Source organism: Propionivibrio dicarboxylicus, assembly GCF_900099695.1.
GTDB classification, from domain to species: Bacteria; Pseudomonadota; Gammaproteobacteria; order Burkholderiales; family Rhodocyclaceae; genus Propionivibrio; species Propionivibrio dicarboxylicus.
The window spans coordinates 56,096-72,249 of sequence record NZ_FNCY01000002.1; the positions used below are offsets into that span (position 1 = coordinate 56,096).

Below are 16,154 nucleotides of genomic sequence, written 5' to 3' on the forward strand. Positions count from 1 at the left end.
AGATGCCCCGAGTCAAACGTGGAGTAACGGCGCACGCTCGCCACAAGAAGGTTCTTGCCCAAGCCAAGGGTTACCGCGGTCGCCGCAAGAACGTATACCGCATCGCCAAGCAAGCGGTGATGAAGGCCGGTCAATACCAATACCGCGACCGTCGTCAACGCAAGCGTCAGTTCCGTATTCTGTGGATCGCCCGTATCAACGCAGCGGCCCGCGAACTCGGCATGAAGTACAGCACGCTGATGAATGGCCTGAAGAAAGCGCAGATCGAAGTGGACCGCAAGGTTCTGGCCGATCTCGCCGTCTTCGACAAGGCGGCCTTTGCCGCGCTGGCCAGCCAGGCCAAAGCGCAACTCGGTTCCTGATACATCAGGCGCGGACAAGGGAGGCTCGCGCCTCCCTTTTTTGTTCGAAGACTGGAAACACACTCTCATGCAGAACCTCGACCAGATAGCACTGGAAGCGGCCGCCGCATTTGCCGCGACCGATGATCCCGATACACTCGAACAGATCAAGTCACGCTACCTCGGCAAGAGCGGTCAAATCACCGAACTGCTCAAAGGCATGGCCAAACTGGCGCCCGAAGAGAAAAAGCAAGCCGGCGCCGCCATCAACCGAGCCAAAGTATCCATTGAGAACGCCCTCGCAGACCGTCGCGATGCCATTCGCCGCCTGGCGCTAGAAGCGCGACTCGCGGAAGAATCGCTCGACGTCACCCTGCCCGGCCGCAGCGAAATGCGCGGCGGCCTCCATCCGGTCACCCGCACGCTGGAGCGCATCGAAGCGCTGTTCCGTTCGATCGGTTTCGAAGTGGCCGACGGCCCCGAAATCGAGGCTGACTTTCAGAATTTCACGGCATTGAATACGCCCGAGGATCACCCGGCGCGTTCGATGCACGACACTTTTTATCTCCTCGACGAACAAGGCAAAGTTGCCGAGGACATCCTGCTGCGTACGCACACCAGCCCGATCCAGGTGCGCTATATGCAAGCGCACGTGGCCAAATACGCGCATCTCGAAACGATGCCGGAAATCCGCATCATCGCGCCAGGCCGTGTCTACCGCGTCGACTCCGACGCCACGCACTCACCGATGTTCCATCAGGTCGAAGGTCTGTGGATCGGTGAGAAGGTCAGCTTCGCCGACCTCAAGGGCGTCGTTGCCGACTTCCTCCGCCGTTTCTTTGAAAGCGACGACCTTCAGGTCCGCTTCCGCCCTTCGTTCTTCCCGTTCACCGAGCCTTCCGCCGAGATTGACGTCGCCTTCATGAGCGGCACGCTCAAGGGCCGCTGGCTGGAAATCGCCGGCTGCGGAATGGTGCACCCGAATGTGCTGCAGCACGTCGGCATCGACCCGGAAATGTACGTCGGCTTCGCCTTCGGCATGGGACCGGATCGCCTGACCATGCTCCGCTACGGCGTCAATGACCTGCGCCTCTTCTTCGACGGTGACCTGCGCTTCCTGCGCCAGTTTGTGTAATGGAACGCCCATGAAATTCTCAGAATCCTGGCTTCGCACTTTCGTCAATCCGGCACTGACCGGAACCGAGTTCACGCACCTCCTCACCATGGCCGGCCTTGAGGTCGAGGAAGAGGAAAGCGTCGCCCCTCAATTTAACAACGTCATTGTTGCGCAGGTGCTCGAAGTCACCAAGCATCCCGATGCCGATCGACTCAACGTTTGCCGCGTGGATATCGGACGCGACACGCCGGCGCAAATCGTCTGCGGCGCTCCCAATGTCGCCGCCGGACTCAAGGTTCCGTGCGCGCTTCCCGGCGCCAATCTGCCGGGCGATTTCAAGATCAAGATCGCCAAGGTGCGCGGCATCGAATCGTCGGGCATGCTCTGCTCGGCGAAGGAACTCGGCATTGCCGAAGACGCCTCCGGACTGCTCGTGCTGCCGTCCGATGCGCCTGTCGGTCAGGACATTCGCCGCTATCTCGACCTCGACGATCGTCTGCTGACGCTCAAGCTCACCCCCAATCGCGCCGACTGCCTCTCGCTCACAGGCATTGCCCGCGAGGTTGCCGCGCTGACCGGCGCGCCGATGACGCTCCCGGTGATTGAGCCCGTAAGCGCCACGATCGACGCGCAACGTACGATTGTTCTCGATGCACCCGAGGCCTGCCCGCTGTATTGCGGTCGCGTCATCGCCGGCGTCAACGCCAAGTCACCGACGCCCGAATGGATGAAGCGCTGCCTCGAATGCTCGGGCATCCGCTCGATCTCGGCGCTGGTGGACATCACCAACTACGTGATGCTCGAACTCGGCCAACCGCTGCACGCGTTCGACAACGCCAAGCTCGAGGGCGCGATTCACGCCCGCATGGCCGCGCCGCAAGAAAAAATCCTGCTGCTCAACGAGCAGACGCTCGAACTTCAGGACGACGTCCTGCTCATCGCCGACGACAAGCGTCCGCTCGCCATGGCCGGCATCATGGGCGGCGAAGACAGCGGCATCACGCTCGACACCACTGAAATGTTCCTCGAATCGGCATTCTTCGCCCCCAAGGCGATTGCCGGCAGAGCGCGGCGCTATGGCTTCGGTTCGGACGCATCGCACCGTTTCGAACGCGGCGTCGATTTCGGCACCGCGCGCGCGGCGCTCGAGCGCGCATCGCGGCTAATCGTCGACATCTGTGGCGGCCAGGCCGGCCCCGTCTGCGAGACAACAGCCACGTTGCCGGCACGTGCGCCAGTACGGCTACGTCCGTCACGCGTTGCCAAGGTACTGGGCATCGCCTTCTCCGACGACGAGATCGCAGCGCTGTTCACGCGTCTTGGCCTGCCCTTCACGCGGGACAATGCCGACTTCGTCGTCACGCCGCCGTCCTATCGTTTCGACTTCGAAATCGAAGTCGACCTGATCGAGGAAATCGCCCGATTGCACGGCTATGACAACATCCCCGCCCCTGCCCCGCAGGCTGCGCTGGCAATGTTGCCGCAGACCGAGGACACCCGACCGCTCTTCCGCGTGCGCCAGATCCTGGCCGATCGCGGCTTCCAGGAGGTCGTCAATTACGCCTTCATCGAAGAGTCGTGGGAAGCCGATTTTGCCGCCAATGCGTCGCCTATCCGCCTCGCCAACCCGATCGCCAGCCAGATGAGCGTCATGCGCTCGACGCTGATCGGCGGGCTGGTCGCCAACGTGACGACCAACTTGAAGCGCAAGCAGAACCGTATCCGTGTTTTCGAAACCGGCCGCTGTTTCTATCGTGATGCAAACGGCGGCCCGGTGACGGGTTTCCGCCAACCGCTGAAGCTTGCGGGACTCGCCTACGGAACGGCGCAACCGGAACAATGGGGAACACCGTCGCGCAATGTCGACTTCTTCGACATCAAGGGCGAAGTCGAACTGCTTCTCGCGCCGAAGACCGCCCGCTTTGAGAAGGCCACGCATCCGGCCATGCACCCGGGCCGTTGCGCACAAATCATCGTCGAAGGCCGCGTCGTTGGCCACATCGGCGAACTGCACCCGCAGTGGCAGCAAAAATACGAGCTGCCGCTCGCCCCGGTCGTGTTCGAACTTGAACTCGACGTCCTGACGCAGTCGCGTCTGCCGAAATTCAGCGAAGTTTCGAAATTGCCGCCGGTCATCCGCGATTTGGCGATCGTCGTCGATCAGAAACTCGAATACCGGCAGATCATCGATGGTCTCGAAGGCAAATTGCCAACGCTCATTCAGGACATCCGACTCTTCGACGTTTACACCGGAAAAGGTGTTGAACAGGGTAAAAAAAGTCTTGCTTTTCGTATAGTTATGCAAGATACTCAAAGGACTTTGCAAGACGCGGAAATCGATGTCGCCATGCAGCAGCTGATCACCAGCCTGCAAAATAATTTTGCGGCACAGCTTCGCGTCTGACAGGGATAACCAAAATGACGCTCACCAAGGCAGAACTCGCAGACTTGTTGTTTGAAAAAGTCGGCCTCAATAAACGTGAGGCCAAAGACATGGTAGAAGCCTTTTTCGAGGAAATCCGTAACGCGCTGGAGCGTGGTGACGGAGTAAAGCTCTCGGGATTCGGCAACTTCCAACTCCGTGACAAGCCACAGCGCCCTGGGCGCAATCCGAAGACCGGAGAAGAAATTCCGATTACGGCACGCCGCGTGGTCACCTTCCATGCCAGCCAAAAACTGAAGGGTGAAGTGGAGCAATCCTACGATGGAAGCCAGCAGTCCTAAGGACATTGGCAAGGAACCGCTACCTCCGATTCCTGCCAAGCGCTACTTCACCATTGGTGAAGTGAGCGAGCTATGCGGCGTCAAGCCGCATGTTCTGCGCTATTGGGAGCAGGAATTCACCCAACTCAAGCCGGTAAAGCGCAGAGGTAATCGTCGCTATTACCAGCACCACGAAGTGCTGCTCGTTCGCCGCATCAGAGAACTTCTCTACAACCAGGGATTTACGATCAGCGGCGCACGCAACCGGCTTGATGAAGGCAAGACTCATCAGCAGCCGGAGGTCTTCACACCGGAAAAAATCCGGGCCGAGTTGCTGAGCATTGCTGAAATGCTCCGAATATAAGCCACACACGCCGAAAATCAGTTATAATTGAAGGCTGTCGGGGCGTAGCGCAGCCTGGTAGCGCACTTGCATGGGGTGCAAGGGGTCGCGAGTTCGAATCCCGCCGCCCCGACCAATAGTTTCAAGCACTTAGGCCAGTCTTCGGACTGGCCTTTTTGCTTTCTTTGAATTGAGCACCACCGGAACGACCCCATCCGTATCGCCAGCACAGCAAAAGAATTTTCATTTCGTAAACCAGTAGATCATTAATGCAATCCACCGGACGGCTTTGCAAATTACGATCCATGCCGAGATGAATTGAGTGCACATCGCACGCACGCGATCTATCCTGACAAAACCTGCACCGATACGTCGCCATCATGACTCGATGCACGGCAAGAATCGCTTGCCGAAGCAAACTTTCTTGCGCTATTGTAGTGAACATGTAATCGATTACACATTGCTTGTTTCTGTCCCTTGCCCGCATGTCCCCGCGCGGTCGGTTCGGCACCGCAACTATTGATTGGGAGGACGCAGAAGTGCGACTTGCCGTCTGCAATGAGTTGTTTGGACACATGCCGCTGCGCGATGCCGCGGCGATGACTGCGCGATGCGGTTTTCATGGGCTGGAACTGGCGCCTTTCACCGTTTTCGGCGATTTCACGGCACCGGCGATCAAACGCGGTATCGCTGAAACGAAAGCGGCCCTGCAGGCATCCGGGCTGCGCTTCGCCGGCTTCCATTGGTTGCTGGCCAAGCCCGACGGGTTGCACATCACCACCGCCGACAAGGCGCTCCGGCAGAAATCCTGGGATCATCTGCGCCGCCTGCTTGACGCCGCCGCCGAACTGGGGGGCGGCAACATGATCCTCGGCTCGCCGAAGCAGCGCGGCACGCCGCCCGGGCAGACACACGCCGAAACGATCGACATCCTGACCGACGAACTCGCGGCGATCGCGCCCTACGCGGCCGAACGGCAGTCGGCGATCCTGCTCGAAGCCCTCTCGTCGGACCAAACCGATGTCGTCAATCTGATGAGCGAAGTCGACACCATCATCCGTCGCATCAACAACCCCGGCGTCTGCGGCATGTTCGATTTCCACAACTGCGCCGACGAGTCTTCATCCTACGAAGCGCTGATCGATCGACACTTCGACATGATCCGCCACGTGCACCTCAATGATTCCAAGGGCAACGCCCCTGCCTGCGGTGACACGAGCTACCACCCTGCCTTCGCAACCTTGAAGCGGTTTAACTATGCTGCTTGGGTGTCGCTGGAAATTTTCTCGATACCCGAAGACCCGTTGAAGATCCTGCAGCAAACAATGGCATATCTGAATGAAGTCGAAACGATGACGAAGTAATTTCTTGCCCTGTCCGGGGCTGGAGACTGAACCGGCGCAGTTCGGCCATCTGCAATCTTGATCAAGTGGAGGAGTTCGACATGAAAGGAAGACAGATTCTGCTGGCATCGGTTGTTGCAATTTCGGCCCTGAGCATCATCCCGCTCACCAGCATCGCCCAGGAAAAATGGAAACCGACGAAGACCATCTCGGTCGTCGTACCCTGGCCCGCTGGGGGCGCTTCTGACACCGTCGCCCGGATGACCGCCGGCGTCATGGAACAGTCGCTCGGACAACGGATGGTCGTCGTCAATACGCCGGGCGGCGCCGGCGCCATCGGCACCAAGGAAGTCTGGGACAAGCCGCACGACGGCTACACCCTCACCGCCAATGCCACCGTCAGCGTCGGCAGCTATCCGATCCTCGGCAAGCTCGAACAGACCCACCGCGACTGGATTTACTACCTGCCGATCTTCACGCCGAACGTCGTCTGCGTCAAAGCCGACTCGCCGATCAAGTCGATCGACGATCTCGTCGCCCTGATGAAGTCGAAGCCCAATGCCACCGTTCTGGCATCGGCCGGCGTCGGCAGCTCGGGCTACTTCGCCGCGGAACTCTTCAAGGCCGCGGCCGGCGTCACCTACCGGCACGTTCCCTATGCCGGTGGCGTACCTGCGGTGATGGCGGTCGCCTCCGGCGAGGCCGAAGTCGTTATGCAACTGTCGGTCGAAGTCGCAGAACTGCTGCGTAGCGGCAAGCTGCGCGCGCTGGCGGTGTCGTCGAAGCAGCCGCTGGCCATCGACGGCTACGGCGAGATTCCGTCCTTGCAGAAGTTCATTCCCAACTTCCCGGACTACGGCTCGTACTTCGGCATCATCGCCCCGGCCGATCTGCCCAAGGACGTCGTCGCCGCCTATGACGATGCCTTCGTCAAGGGCGCGGCGTCGCAAGCGGTGAAGGACTACGCGAAGACCAAGGGTGCCATGCCGATCGCCATCTACGGCAAGGACGCCAAGGAACTCACGGAACGGCTGGCCAGCAAGGAGGCCTGGATCCTGTTCGATTCCGGCACGGCCGCCAAGTCGCCGGCCGACTTCAAGATCGCACGCTGACCGGGCATGACGGAAGAATCGATCAAGGCGGCAGAGGACCCGGTCCTCTTGCCGCCGGATGAAACGACGCGGCGGCCACGCCGGGAATTTCTCGGCGCCCTGCTGCTGATGGCCGTCGCCGCCGCTTTCATCTTCCAGGCGCTGAGAATGCCGTTCAAGGACCCGTCCTGGGAGTGGTACACGGCGCCGAACATCTTCCCGCTTGCGATGGCCGTCTGCCTCGGCCTGTGCGCACTCTTCGTCGCCGTTCGCGGCGTCCTCGAATGGCGCGCCAATCCCGCCGCCGTCGAACCGCTGAACGTGGTCGACAGCGCCCGCCGCTGGGGAATGGGACGCTTCATCGGCGGCGTCGCGATGATCGGCGTCCTGATATTCCTCCTCGGCAAGCTCAGTTTCTATGTGCTGGCACCGGGTTCGATCCTCGTCTTCGGCCTCATCTTCCGCAGCGATCCCTGGCCCAAGGCCATCCGCGCTTCGGTGATCGCGGCGGTTTTCATCGTCGTCTTCCTGTATTTGATCAGCAGGATCTTCGGCATCGTCTTTCCGTAATGAGAACAGCATGGATATCCTGAGCATCCTGTCGGGCATGTGGAAACTGCTCCTCGATCCGGTGACGATCGCCTATATCTTCGTTGGCGCCCAGGCCGGCATCATCTTCGGCATGATGCCGGGCCTGACGACGACGACCGCGCTCAGCCTGCTCACCGGACTCACCTTCTCGCTCGCACCGGACAAGGCCATCGCCGTGATCCTCGGCGCCTATGTCGGATCGGTAACCGGTGGCAGCCGCTCGGCGATTCTCGTCAACATTCCCGGGACACCGGCGCAAGCTGCCGTCTGCCTCGACGGCTATCCCCTGGCGAAACAGGGAAAGGCCGCACAGGCCATCGGAATGTCGGTCACCGCATCGACCATCGGCACCCTGCTCGGCTTCATCTGCCTCGCCCTCTTCACCCCCCTGATCGGCACCGCGGCCCTGAGCTTCGGCACCTATGAATTCTTCTGGCTGGCGGTGTTCGGCGTCATCATCGCCGGCAGTCTCTGCGCGCCGAAAGACCCGATCAAGGGATGGATCTCCGGCTTCCTCGGACTGGTCCTGATGACCGTCGGCGACGACAACATCCACGCCGTCGACCGCTTCACCTTCCACCTCAGCGCCCTGTCGGGCGGCTTCGCGCTGATCCCGGTGCTGATCGGCGCCTACGGCATTCCCGAGGTCCTCGACTCGCTGCGCAAGAAGCAGCACATCCAGATCCAGACCGAGGTCGGACGCGTCGTCCCGCGTCTGTTCGAGGTGTTGCAGCACAAGTGGGTCATCCTGCGCTCGGCCTTGATCGGCATTGTCATTGGCATCATCCCGGGCGTCGGCAGCGATACCGCCTCCTGGCTGTCCTATTTCACCGCCAAGAAGAGCAGCAAGACACCGGAATTGTTCGGGCACGGTTCCGTCGAAGGCTTCGTCGCCGCAGAGGCCGGTGATAACGCCTGCATCGGCGGCGACATCATCCCCACCCTCACACTCGCCATCCCCGGCAGCGCCCCTGCAGCGGTGCTCCTGGCCGCGATGACGATCCACAACCTGCGCCCCGGTCCCTTGCTCGTCGCCGAACAACCCGAAGTGGTCGGCCAGATCATCGCCATCTCGATGGTGTCGACGCTTGCCGTCTTCATCCTGAGCCTCGCCTGGACGCGCCAGATGGTCAAGATCCTGTTGATTCCGCGCTACGTGTTAATGCCAACGGTCTTCATCATCTGCGTCACCGGCGCCTATGCCCTCTCCGGGCGGCTCTTCGACATCTACGTGCTGTTCGCCTTCGGGCTGCTCGGCGTCGTCATGAACGAACTCGACTATCCGGTCGCCCCGCTGGTGCTCGGCTTCATCCTCGGCCCGATGGCCGAAGACAATCTGCGGCGCGGCCTGATGATCACCGGCGGCGATCCCTCGCCCTTCTTCACCCGGCCGGTATCCATGGTGCTGTGCGTCACGCTGATCGTTTCGGTGGTCTGGTCGACCCGCGCCGGGCAACGGATCAAAGACGGCGTCATGCGCCGGATTCGCGGCCTGCGGACGACAGGCACCCGCTAGCGGAGGAGACATCGATGCAAGAACGCAAAGTCAGATTCGGCATCATCGGCGCCGGCATGATCGCCAACTACCATGCCGAGTCCATCCGGGCCGTACCGCAGGCCGAACTCGTCGCCGTCTGCGGATCGAATCCGGCAAGGACAAAAGCATTCGCCGACAAATACGGTATCGCGGCCTACACCGATCTCGAGGCGTTTCTCGCACAGGCGCCGATCGATGCGGTGACGATCGCCACGCCCACCGGCCTGCACGAGCCCGTTGCGGTGCCGGCGGCGCGCGCCGGAAAGCACATTCTCTGCGAGAAGCCGCTCGATGTGACGCCGGAAAAATCGCAGGCGATCATCGACGCCTGCCGTCAGGCCGGTGTCATTCTTGCGCCGGTCTTCCAGTACCGCTTCGGCCACGGGGCGATCACCGTCAGCAAAGCGATCGCGGCGGGACGCTTCGGCAAGCTCTTGCTCGTCAGCGGCCGCATCAAGTGGTGGCGCAGCCAGGAATACTACGATTCCGGCGCCTGGCGCGGCACCTGGGATCTCGACGGCGGCGGCTGTCTGATGAACCAGTCGATCCACACCATCGACCTGATGCTGCATTTCGGCGGCAAGCCGGAACAGGTCTTCGGCTACACGGCAACGCGAACCCACACCGGCATCGAGGTCGAAGACAATGCCTGCGCTGTCCTCCGCTACGAGAACGGTGCACTCGGCGTCATCGAAGCCAGCACCTCCTGCGCGCCGGGTTTTCCCTTGCGCATCGAGGTCTCCGGCGAGCGCGGCACCGCCATCATTGAAGGAGATGCCATCATCGACTGGCGCTTCACCGACAGCGATCCGGGCGACGCCGCCATCCTGGCGCAGATCGGCGGACGCGCGCTGGGCAGCGGCGCCAGCGACCCCAAGGCGATCAGTACCGAAGGGCATCGACTGCAGATCGAAGACATGACGCGAGCCATCCTGTCCGGCACGTCGCCGGCCGTCGACGGTGCCGAAGCGAAGACCCCGGTCGAACTGATTTGCGGCATCTATGCCTCGATGCAGAGCGGCCGCCCCTATTTCTTCAAGGAGTAAGCGATGCGACTCAGCGGCTTTGCCGACGAAGCGGCGAACGGAATCGACGGCCAGATCGAAGCGACGCTGGCGCTGGGATGGCGTCATATCGAGGCGCGAAGCATCGATGGCACCAACATCCACGACCTGCCGGAAGACAAGTTCGATGCCGTCTGCAAGAAGCTCGACGAGGCCGGCATCCGCATCAACTGCTTCGGTTCGACGATCGCGAACTGGAGCAAGAAGCTCGACGAACCCTTCGCCGACACCCTGGCGACCGTCGATCGCGCCATCCACCGCATGCAAGTCCTCGACGTCCCCTTCGTGCGCATCATGAGCTATGCGATCCGGCTGGACGACAGCGGTCGCGCCCTCGCCGATCAGCACAAGGAGGAACGTTTCCGCCGCCTGCGCGAGATTTGCGCGCGCTTCCTCGCCGCCGGCATCACCCCGGTTCATGAAAACTGCATGAATTTCGGCGGCATGAGTTGGCAGCACTCGCTCGAAATGCTAGAAGCGGTACCCGGCCTCAAACTGGTGTTCGACACCGGCAATCCCGGCATCACGCCGGACTTCCGCAAGTCTTTCCCCTATCCCAACCAGGACATCCAGGAAAGCTACCACCACCTGCGCGAGCATATCGTCCATGTGCACATCAAGGACGGCGTCCGCGACCCGCAAACCGGCAAGGAGACCTACTTCTTCCCGGACGAAGGCGTCTGCCAGGTCCCGTCGATCGTCGAGGATCTCCTCCGCACCGGCTATGACGGTGACTTCAGCATCGAGCCGCACATGGCGGTCGTCTTTCACGACGCCCACGTCTCCGCCTCCGAACGCGCCCGCTTCGACAATTACGTCGACTATGGCAAACGCTTCGAGCGTCTGCTCGAACGCGCCAGAAGCAACGCAAGAGCATGAGCCGGAACGGAATCAGACATGAATGAGCCGATCCACACCGCGCACATCGATAGGCTGCGCGTCGAGGTTTATGCCGATCGCGAAGCCCTCGGCGCGGCGGCGGCCCGCGCCGCGTGCCAGCGCATCGAGGCGGCAGTCTCGCGTACCGGACGATGCCGGGGTATTTTCGCGGCGGCACCGTCACAGAATGAACTGCTCGCTCACCTGCGCGCGGCGCGCGCGCTTCGCTGGGACGCAGTGGAAGCCTTCCACATGGACGAATACATCGGCCTTCCGGCCGGCGCCCCGCAACGCTTCTCGCATTTTCTGCGCACGGCGCTCTTCGACCACGTTCCGCTCAAGGCTGTGCATCTCCTCGACCAGGCCGGACTGCCGATTGCCGACGAGATGGCGCGTTATGCCGACATGCTCGCCAGCGCGCCGATCGACGTGGTCTGTCTCGGCGTCGGCGAGAACGGCCACATCGCCTTCAACGACCCGCCGGTCGCCGATTTCAATGACAGTCGACTGGTCAAGGAAGTGCAGCTTGACCTCGCCTGCCGCCTTCAACAGGTGAACGACGGCGCCTTCGCCACGCTTGCAGCAGTCCCCGAGCGCGCCATGACGCTGACCGTCCCGGCGCTGATGCGCGGCGAATCGCTGATCTGCGTCGTCCCCGGCGAGCGCAAAGCAGCAGCGATCCAGTCGATGCTGTGCGGTCCGATCGAGGAAAACTGCCCGGCGAGCATCCTGAGACGGCATGACGACTGCACGCTGTATCTGGACGCCGCCTCGGCGGCACTGTGGCTGGAATCCGCCGGCCGGTGATCACCGGAAACGTTCAACTGGCGTGATTCAGGCGGCGGCGATCTGCCTGACCGAATCGCCGGCGAGCACGACGCTGTCGAGGACGATCTCTTCTACCGGTGCATCGACATCCCGCAAGCATTTGAGCAACAGCCTGGCCGCCGCCTCGCCCATCGGGTGCTCAGGCCGCTGGATGCAGGTGATGCGCGGACGCAGCACCCCAATCCAGTCGGGCGTGCCGATCATCACGACGGAAATATCGTCCGGCCAGCGTACCCGCTGGTCCTGGAAATACAGGAGCGATCCCCGCGCCGTGTCGTGGTGCCCGAAAACGACGGCGCCAATACCCGCATCGAGCAATTTCGCCGCCATGCGCTGCCCGCCCGCCTCGTTCAACTCGTCGACGAGGACGCACTCGTCCGAAACGGGAATCCCGAATTCGCGCAGCGCCATGCGATATCCGTCGATGCGGTCGCGAACGTTTGGAATCGGCGAATCCCAGCCCGAATAAGCAATCCGCCGATGCCCCGCGTCCAGCAGTTGCCGCGTGGCGAGATAGCCGGACTGGAAATTGTCATGGCCAACGAAATGATGGCGCGTCGGCGATCCCGGGAACGAACGCTCGAGAATGACATAGGGAATGCGATGGCGCCGCAACAATTCGGTATTTTCCTCGCGCGAGAGCGCCGGGCTCAATATGCATCCGTCAATGCGCTGGGAAATCAGTCGCTCGATGATCATCCGCTCCTGCGCCGGGTCCTCGTCGCTGTTGCACAGGGTGACGACAAAGCCGGCATCGCGGGCGATGGCGACGATATCGACGCACATCCGGGTGAAAAAGGTATTGCCGAACTGGGCGACGACGACCGCCAGGATGCCGCGCTGTTGCCCGCGGATGCTGCCGGCCGCGGCATTCTTGACGTAACCGATCTCGGCGGCGGCTTTGAGCACGCGTTCGCGGAGTTCATCCCGCACATAGCGGTCGCGGTTACTCAACACATAGGAAACGGTGGCGACCGAGGTCCCCGCGTGCGCCGCGACATCCTTGATTGTGACAGAGCGCTTTGTCTGACTCACGGACCGTGACCTTCGATCAACTTCGCCTCACCCGCGACGTCGACAAACCTCGAGTCTGCATACGCCGCCCACCCTCCAACAGTGCTTGAATTCTAGCACTTGGCGAACATCGCAAAGCGCCGTATTTCAGCCGCCGCAAGCGGAAAAACGGCCCAGCGCCTCGACGAGCGATGCCACGACGCCGGCCCAGTCACCGCGTTCGCGCTGACGGAAAAGGCGCGCCGTCGGATACCAGGGCGAGTCCTCGCGACCAAGCAGCCAGCGATAATCGGGCGCATAGGGCAGCAGGATCCACACCGGTTTGCCCATGGCCCCGGCCAGATGAGCGACGGCGGTATCGACGGAAATGACGAGGTCCATCGACGCGATCAAGGCCGCCGTGTCGGAAAAATCCTCCAGCATCGTCTCGTGCCGGACAATGACATCATAGTGATCAAGGACAAGGAGATCGGTGTCGCGATAGTTGTTTTGCAAGGAGTGAAACTCGACCGCCGTATCGAAAAGCCTCGCCAGGCGAGCGAAAGGCATGCTGCGATTGGCGTCGTTACGATGATTTTCCGCGCCGGACCAGGCGACTCCGACCCGGAGTTTCTTTGCCGGCCCGAGCCGCGCCTGCCACTGTGCCGTTTTGGCGACATCGGCAAAAAGATACGGCACCGGCGCCGGGATCGTATCGACCGTCGTCGCCAATGCCAGCGGCAAGCTCATCAACGGACAGTGATAATCGAATTGCGACGGCAGAAAGCCCTTCTCGACGATTGTCATGACACACGGCAGGCTCGACACCAAGGCAACGAGCGGCGCCGGCACGAGAAACGTCAGTTCGGCGCCGAGCGCGGCCAGCGTCGGCAGATACCGGCAAAACTGAATGGCATCGCCGGCCCCCTGCTCGGCATAAATGAGCAGGCGCTTTCCGCCGATATCCTGCTCTCCCCGCCAGGCCGGCTGGGGAAAGCGATAATAGTTGTCGCGCGTGCTTTCCTTTTCCAGCCGCGACTCGTAGAGCGCCCATCCTTCCCGGTAGTCTCCCATCAGGAGCCGGGTCAGCGCCTTGTTCCACAGGGCATCGGCATAGTCCGGCCGCAGGGCGATGGCGCGATCGTAGTCGGCCAGCGCATCTTCCAATCGCAGCACGCCATGCAGGGTATTGCCGCGATTGGAATAGGCCGCCGCGAAGTCGGGCTTCAAGGCAATCGCTTCGTCATAGCGCGCGAGCGCCTCGGTGTCGCGGCCAAGCTCTTTGAGGGCATTGCCGCAATAGTTGTAGGCCTCGGCGTAGTCGGGCCCAAGGAGAATCGCGCGCTCGAAATCGGCTAGCGCCAGATCCAGCTGCCGAAGGTCATAGCGCAAGACGCCGCGATGGCAGAACACCAGGGCGTAGTCGGGCTTCAGCGCAATCGCCTGCTCATAGTCGGCGAACGCCGCTTCGTACTGCCAGAGATCGCGATGAACGACGCCACGGTGGCTGAACGCTTCGGCATGGTCGGGATTCAGCACAATGGCCCGGTCGAGGCTTACCAAGGCCTCGTCGAATCGTCCGAGCATCCTGAGCGCAAGGCCACGGTTGCAGAACGCCTCGGCATGGTCGGGCTGCAAGGCAATCACCCGGTCATAACTCCCAACCGCTTCGTCGGCACGCCCGAGATCGATCAGCGCGTTGCCGCGGTTGTAATGGGCAATGACATCGTCCCGGTTCAGGCCGATCGCCGTATCGCAACTTGCCAGCGCCGCCTCCGCCTGCCCCAGATCGAGAAGCGCCGCGGCGCGCGCACGATGGGCCTCGACGAGGCCGGGCGCGAGTCCTAGCGCCGCATCATAATCGCGCAGCGCTGCCGCGTGCTTCCCCCGTTGCGCCAACAGGAGACCGCGGTTGCAGAGCGCCTCGACGTAATCGGCTTTGAGCGCGATCGCCCGGTCATAACAGGAAAGCGCCGCGTCCGCCTGGGCCTCGTCTTTCAAGGCGTTGCCGAGATTGTTGTGGGCAAAGGCATGGTCGGGCGACAGAACGACCGCCCGTCCGAGAAAATCGATCGCCGACGCGAGATCGCAGGCCTGATGACAGGCAGTGCCAAGAAGATAGAGCAGCTCGCCGTTGTCGGGATTTCCGGACAACACGAGCCGGTACAGCGGAATGGCATCGGCGACTCGGCCGGCCTCATGCAACTGCAGGGCAGCGTGAAAAACTGCCTGCAGGTGAATCACTTCTCGCCTTCCGGCAAGGCGGCGCGGCGGGGTCGCACCCGGCAGCGCATCGCTTATGCGTCCCGGATACGCCGATGCAATTTTGCCGGAATCGTGATCGATGCCGGCACCGGATCGCCGCCGATCATGGCCAGCAGGCGTTCGAGACTGGCCGCCGCGAGCGCGTTGCTGTCCTGCTCGATGGAATCGACGCGCAAGGGCAGGCAGTCGAGCAGATTATGATCGTCGAATGTCACCAGCCGCTTCGGTGCGATGTCGAAATGATCATGCTCGCTGATGAAGGCCAGCGCGCCTTCGAGCAAGGTGATCGACCCCGTAAACAGGAAGCGGGGATAGCGGCCCAGTTCGAGATAGCACGCCCGCATGAATTCGTAGCCGCTGCTGCGGCGGTAGTCGCGCGCCCGAATCCACTCCGGTTGCACCGCGACGCCCTTGCGCGCCAAGGCGGCGCAAAAACCTTTGAGGCGGTCGATACTCGGCGAGAAGTCGGGCTGACCGCCGAAATAGTAGATCTCGTCATCCGGAGAACTCAGCGTGTCGCTCACCAGTTCCGTCACCGCGGCCTCGGCATCGGACACCACATACGGCAGCGCCGGATCGTCGAGACGACGATCGACGAGGAAAAGCGGGAGCCGCGTTGCCCACTTGCGATAAACATCGGATTCGATGGCACAAGGCACGATCACCAGGCCATCGACCTGCCGCGCAATCAGATGCTCGATCCCGGCCTTCTCCTGCTCGGGATCGTCGTTACTCGTCACCACCAGCAACTGATAGCCGACCTGATGACAAATCGGTTCCATCGCCTGTGCCAGGCTCGCGTGCGCGAAGTTGGTCAGTTCCGGAACCACCAGGCCCAGCGTATTGCTCGACCCGATCCGCAAGGTGCGCGCCGAATGCGACGGCTGGAAATTGTTGTCCCGCGCCGTCGCCAGGACGCGCTCCTGCGTCGCGGCGGAAATACGGTACTGCCCGGCACGCCCGTTGAGCACCATGCTCGCGGTGGTGCGCGACACGCCCGCCATGCGGGCGATGTCGTCGATGGTAAGGCGGGTATAGGTGCTCATGGGATGCCTGCAG

At 62.0% G+C, this 16,154-nt stretch carries 15 protein-coding genes and 1 tRNA gene; 13 read left to right on the forward strand and 3 right to left on the reverse strand.

Features of this window, described 5'->3' with window-relative positions; all coding sequences use genetic code 11:
• Positions 1 to 2 precede the first annotated feature (2 nt).
• From rplT to BLR25_RS03930, 13 genes are all read left to right on the forward strand, one after another.
• Entirely contained in the window at positions 3 to 362 is a 360-nt protein-coding gene (rplT, locus tag BLR25_RS03870; protein WP_091933898.1) for a 50S ribosomal protein L20, read from the forward strand.
• 67 nt (positions 363 to 429) lie between these two features.
• Positions 430 to 1,476 (forward strand): phenylalanine--tRNA ligase subunit alpha, encoded by a 1,047-nt coding sequence (gene pheS, locus BLR25_RS03875; RefSeq protein WP_091933903.1) that lies wholly within the window; start codon positions 430 to 432, stop codon positions 1,474 to 1,476.
• 10 nt (positions 1,477 to 1,486) lie between these two features.
• A complete protein-coding gene (gene pheT / locus BLR25_RS03880; protein WP_091933908.1) occupies positions 1,487 to 3,862 on the forward strand; it encodes a phenylalanine--tRNA ligase subunit beta in 2,376 nt (791 codons plus the stop codon).
• Positions 3,863 to 3,876: 14 nt separating this feature from the next.
• Positions 3,877 to 4,182, forward strand: a complete 306-nt coding sequence (locus BLR25_RS03885; protein WP_091933911.1) for an integration host factor subunit alpha — start codon at positions 3,877 to 3,879, stop codon at positions 4,180 to 4,182.
• A complete protein-coding gene (locus BLR25_RS03890) occupies positions 4,163 to 4,525 on the forward strand; it encodes a MerR family transcriptional regulator (RefSeq protein WP_091933914.1) in 363 nt (120 codons plus the stop codon). The genes BLR25_RS03885 and BLR25_RS03890 overlap by 20 nt, the downstream gene beginning before the upstream one ends.
• 38 nt (positions 4,526 to 4,563) lie before the next feature.
• Positions 4,564 to 4,640, forward strand: a tRNA-Pro gene (locus BLR25_RS03895).
• Positions 4,641 to 5,043: 403 nt separating this feature from the next.
• Positions 5,044 to 5,868, forward strand: coding sequence for a sugar phosphate isomerase/epimerase family protein (locus BLR25_RS03900; protein ID WP_176785741.1), 825 nt, complete (start codon positions 5,044 to 5,046; stop codon positions 5,866 to 5,868).
• 80 nt (positions 5,869 to 5,948) lie between these two features.
• On the forward strand, positions 5,949 to 6,959 hold the full coding sequence (locus BLR25_RS03905) for a tripartite tricarboxylate transporter substrate binding protein (protein ID WP_143009756.1): 1,011 nt from the start codon (positions 5,949 to 5,951) through the stop codon (positions 6,957 to 6,959).
• A 6-nt stretch (positions 6,960 to 6,965) separates the two neighbouring features.
• Entirely contained in the window at positions 6,966 to 7,508 is a 543-nt protein-coding gene (locus tag BLR25_RS03910; RefSeq protein ID WP_091933924.1) for a tripartite tricarboxylate transporter TctB family protein, read from the forward strand.
• A gap of 10 nt (positions 7,509 to 7,518) precedes the next feature.
• Positions 7,519 to 9,045 (forward strand): tripartite tricarboxylate transporter permease, encoded by a 1,527-nt coding sequence (locus BLR25_RS03915; RefSeq protein ID WP_091933927.1) that lies wholly within the window; start codon positions 7,519 to 7,521, stop codon positions 9,043 to 9,045.
• A 14-nt stretch (positions 9,046 to 9,059) separates the two neighbouring features.
• A complete protein-coding gene (locus BLR25_RS03920; protein ID WP_091933930.1) occupies positions 9,060 to 10,112 on the forward strand; it encodes a Gfo/Idh/MocA family protein in 1,053 nt (350 codons plus the stop codon).
• Positions 10,113 to 10,115: 3 nt separating this feature from the next.
• Positions 10,116 to 11,009, forward strand: a complete 894-nt coding sequence (locus BLR25_RS03925) for a sugar phosphate isomerase/epimerase family protein (protein WP_091933932.1) — start codon at positions 10,116 to 10,118, stop codon at positions 11,007 to 11,009.
• A gap of 18 nt (positions 11,010 to 11,027) precedes the next feature.
• Positions 11,028 to 11,816, forward strand: a complete 789-nt coding sequence (locus BLR25_RS03930; RefSeq protein WP_091933935.1) for a 6-phosphogluconolactonase — start codon at positions 11,028 to 11,030, stop codon at positions 11,814 to 11,816.
• Between the two features lie 27 nt (positions 11,817 to 11,843).
• Here the strand turns inward: BLR25_RS03930 and BLR25_RS03935 are convergent, their stop codons facing one another.
• From BLR25_RS03935 to BLR25_RS03945, 3 genes are all read right to left on the reverse strand, one after another.
• The gene (locus BLR25_RS03935) at positions 11,844 to 12,872 is read right to left on the reverse strand and encodes a LacI family DNA-binding transcriptional regulator (protein WP_091933939.1); all 1,029 of its coding nucleotides are present in this window, start codon (positions 12,870 to 12,872) and stop codon (positions 11,844 to 11,846) included.
• Positions 12,873 to 12,998: 126 nt separating this feature from the next.
• Positions 12,999 to 15,074 carry a tetratricopeptide repeat protein gene (locus BLR25_RS03940; protein WP_091933943.1) on the reverse strand — a complete coding sequence of 692 codons (2,076 nt, stop codon included), beginning with the start codon at positions 15,072 to 15,074 and terminating at the stop codon, positions 12,999 to 13,001.
• A 53-nt stretch (positions 15,075 to 15,127) separates the two neighbouring features.
• Positions 15,128 to 16,141: a LacI family DNA-binding transcriptional regulator gene (locus tag BLR25_RS03945; RefSeq protein ID WP_091933947.1), complete on the reverse strand. Its 1,014-nt coding sequence runs from the start codon at positions 16,139 to 16,141 to the stop codon at positions 15,128 to 15,130.
• Positions 16,142 to 16,154 lie beyond the last annotated feature (13 nt).

Bases quoted from the DNA above. Each gene is read 5' to 3' on its own strand.
- rplT (WP_091933898.1), top strand. From the start codon at position 3: ATGCCCCGAGTCAAACGTGGAGTAACGGCGCACGCTCGCCACAAGAAG.
- pheS (WP_091933903.1), top strand. From the start codon at position 430: ATGCAGAACCTCGACCAGATAGCACTGGAAGCGGCCGCCGCATTTGCC.
- pheT (WP_091933908.1), top strand. From the start codon at position 1,487: ATGAAATTCTCAGAATCCTGGCTTCGCACTTTCGTCAATCCGGCACTG.
- BLR25_RS03885 (WP_091933911.1), top strand. From the start codon at position 3,877: ATGACGCTCACCAAGGCAGAACTCGCAGACTTGTTGTTTGAAAAAGTC.
- BLR25_RS03890 (WP_091933914.1), top strand. From the start codon at position 4,163: ATGGAAGCCAGCAGTCCTAAGGACATTGGCAAGGAACCGCTACCTCCG.
- BLR25_RS03905 (WP_143009756.1), top strand. From the start codon at position 5,949: ATGAAAGGAAGACAGATTCTGCTGGCATCGGTTGTTGCAATTTCGGCC.
- BLR25_RS03910 (WP_091933924.1), top strand. From the start codon at position 6,966: ATGACGGAAGAATCGATCAAGGCGGCAGAGGACCCGGTCCTCTTGCCG.
- BLR25_RS03915 (WP_091933927.1), top strand. From the start codon at position 7,519: ATGGATATCCTGAGCATCCTGTCGGGCATGTGGAAACTGCTCCTCGAT.
- BLR25_RS03920 (WP_091933930.1), top strand. From the start codon at position 9,060: ATGCAAGAACGCAAAGTCAGATTCGGCATCATCGGCGCCGGCATGATC.
- BLR25_RS03925 (WP_091933932.1), top strand. From the start codon at position 10,116: ATGCGACTCAGCGGCTTTGCCGACGAAGCGGCGAACGGAATCGACGGC.
- BLR25_RS03930 (WP_091933935.1), top strand. From the start codon at position 11,028: ATGAATGAGCCGATCCACACCGCGCACATCGATAGGCTGCGCGTCGAG.
- BLR25_RS03945 (WP_091933947.1), bottom strand. From the start codon at position 16,141: ATGAGCACCTATACCCGCCTTACCATCGACGACATCGCCCGCATGGCG.